The 2707-nt window shown below is 41.9% G+C and carries 3 protein-coding genes; 1 reads left to right on the forward strand and 2 read right to left on the reverse strand.

Annotation, left to right across the window (positions count from 1 at the left end; genetic code table 11):
* On the forward strand, positions 1 to 1303 hold a 1303-nt coding region (locus H6F63_RS00060; RefSeq protein ID WP_190633834.1), incomplete at its 5' end, for a CHAT domain-containing protein.
* A 127-nt stretch (positions 1304 to 1430) separates the two neighbouring features.
* Here H6F63_RS00060 and H6F63_RS00065 read toward each other — a convergent pair.
* Together H6F63_RS00065 and H6F63_RS00070 are read right to left on the reverse strand one after the other, a co-directional pair.
* On the reverse strand, positions 1431 to 2324 hold the full coding sequence (locus H6F63_RS00065) for an XDD3 family exosortase-dependent surface protein (protein WP_190633835.1): 894 nt from the start codon (positions 2322 to 2324) through the stop codon (positions 1431 to 1433).
* A gap of 101 nt (positions 2325 to 2425) precedes the next feature.
* Positions 2426 to 2707 (reverse strand): PEP-CTERM sorting domain-containing protein (locus H6F63_RS00070; protein WP_190633836.1); only part of this gene is annotated, 282 nt, incomplete at its 5' end.

Here is a 2707-nt window from a genome sequence, read left to right on the forward strand (position 1 = left end):
TCTTCCCAACGAACAAATTTTATCAATTAATGCTCCGTTAGCTGGATTCCCCATCAATCAGCAAGATGACCTTGTTTCTTTCATTGACGGACTTCTGGAGGCAGAATCCGAGAATTATTTAGGGGAAAACTTTACTGATAAAGCAGTTACCACCCAAAATCTTCAAGAAACATTAAAAATCATTGAAAGTCAAACAGGAGAGAAAGCTGCTGTTGTCTATATGCGTCTCTGTACGGGTGAAGAATGCAAGGCTACTACAAACAAATTGCAACTCGTTTTAGCCACTCCTGACGATGAACCAATTGCCACAACTCCCCCGATAGACCCCAAAGAAAAAAAACTTTGTTCAGAGGTAGATAATTTTCTCGAAGCTATGAATTCTCCTCTAAATAAAAGATATTTACCGATAGCTAAGAAACTTTACCGACAGCTGATTGCCCCCATTGAACCGAAACTCAAAGCCTCAAACATCAAAACCCTAATTTTCGCCAGAAATGATTGCTTACGACGAATTCCCCTCGCTGCCCTGCATGATGGCCAACAATTTCTCGTTGAAAAGTATAGTATCGGCTCCATTCCTAGCGTAAGCTTGACTGATACCAGTTTTTACACCTTAAAAAAATCCCTCGTTCTGGGGATGGGAGCTTCTGTATTTCCCAACTCGAATCATCAGCCTTTACCAGCTGTACCAGTAGAGTTATCCACGATTACACAACATCTATGGCGAGGTGAATCTTTTCTAAATGAACAATTTACACTGGATAATCTACGAAGCCAGCGTCAACAAAAACAGTTTAATATTGTTCACTTAGCAACTCATGCCTTCTTCCAGCCTAATGCCAGTAAAAGTCCTTATATTCAACTATGGGACACTAAGATGGGGTTAGATGAACTCAGACAATTGCAATGGTATGCTCCTCCAATGGTGGAGTTATTAGTGCTAAGTGCTTGTCAAACAGCTTTAGGAGATGAGAATACTGACATGGGGTTTGCCGCCTTGGCGGTGCAAGCAGGTGTCAAGTCAGTGCTGGCAAGTCTTTGGCTAGTGGATGATGCAGGCACCTTGGCATTAATGAGCGGGTTTTACTATCAGCTGAGTCAAGAAGAAGTCACCATCAAAGCTGAAGCATTAAGACAGGCACAACTCGCCATGCTACGTGGTGAAGTTCGCATTGAATCGGGTCAGCTAATTGGAGTTGGTACGAAAGTGTCCCTACCACCAGAAGTAAAAAACAGAACAGAGCGAGTTTTATCTCATCCGTATTACTGGGCAGGCTTTACAATGATTGGTAGCCCTTGGTAGGTAGAATTATTACCAAAGACGGAATAAGAAACAGCCTGCCAAAGTTTGGCAGGCTGTTATTTTTGCTACATAAAAAAGAGCCTTCTCCAAGAGCGAGTGAACTAACTCTGCTACAGCCAGGGGTGTTTTAGGTTTGGTCAGCTGAATGAACCTGACGGCGTTGGCGAATCTGATTACTACTAAGAATTAAGCCGACTGCTGCTAAACTTAAGACCCCAGATGGTTCAGGAACTGAAATTGTTTCTCCCTTGATAGCAACGATATCATTATCACATTCGGGAGCCAAGTGAGCAATAAAACTACCTGTAGGCAACAAAGAGCGGTCAAAACTAAATCCAATAGTATAAGAGCTATTGGCTCCAAAATGACCGAAATCCAGACCTAGCTTACCAAAAAACTCTCCTTCAAGGAGATTGAGTTCACCTATCTTCGTCCCAGAAGCGATGATGTTTTGAATTTGTTGGTTCTGCTCAAAGTAGAGGTCATTCGCTGCTAAATCACCTATTGATGGTGTTCCACCATGTTGTTGTACGACTTGATTATGGTTGCTCAAGCTGCCAAATTCATTATTGTTTTCCTTAGCAACATCCTTGAGAGTCACATAACTATAGATACCAGAAGAGGAAACTCCAGATTCATTCTGCTCATCAAAACGAATTCCCAATAAGTTACCTTGAGCGTTGGCAGCGCTTAAATTTTCTTCAGTAAAATTGAAGATGAGATCGCCCCACCGAGTATAACCATCCTGAGCATGAGAAGACACGCCTCCCACCGGGAGATTAGTGCTGATTGCTACAAAAACGCTATCCTTCGTTTCTTTGATCGCCAGACCATAAATTTCATAATCCGTGCCACCTACTTGCAAAGGAGTTCCCTGAGTACTGTCATTAAAAGAATCAATGGCATAGCTCCAGTTATTGTATAGGATTCCTGCATGAGCAGATCTTCCTGTGATAGATATCAGACCCAAAGTTGTAGCAATTAGTGCACATTGCCGTAGAGCAATTTTGTAGTTTTTCATGACCAATGATCTTCTGATAAATGGAAGGTAAATCTCAACGAAACCGTATCCTTTCTCAACAAATGGCACTCATGCTAACTCTCGTATTAATCAGCTGTGGCTCAAATTAGTTTTTTCTGTTGCCATTTGTGTTTCAACAAGGAACAAACACCAAAAGCACTTACAGCCAGTAAACCAAAAGCAGATGAGGGTTCGGGGACAGACGTTGCAGGAACAGATGAAATTACACCAACAGCATCTATGTCAGAACCTGGAGTATTTGTACCTGTATTACCGAAATTTGGATCATCGCTCAGACGCATGTAAGAAAATAAATCCCCCTGAGTCCATCCAAATGCATCTATATCAATCCCACTGGTAGAACCAGAAATTTTACCGACGCT

The sequence above is a fragment of the Trichocoleus sp. FACHB-40 genome, assembly GCF_014695915.1.
In the GTDB taxonomy this organism is placed as follows: domain Bacteria; phylum Cyanobacteriota; class Cyanobacteriia; order Cyanobacteriales; family FACHB-T130; genus Funiculus; species Funiculus sociatus.

Excerpts from the sequence above, each read along its gene's own strand:
- H6F63_RS00065 (WP_190633835.1), bottom strand. The coding sequence starts at position 2,324 with ATGAAAAACTACAAAATTGCTCTACGGCAATGTGCACTAATTGCTACA.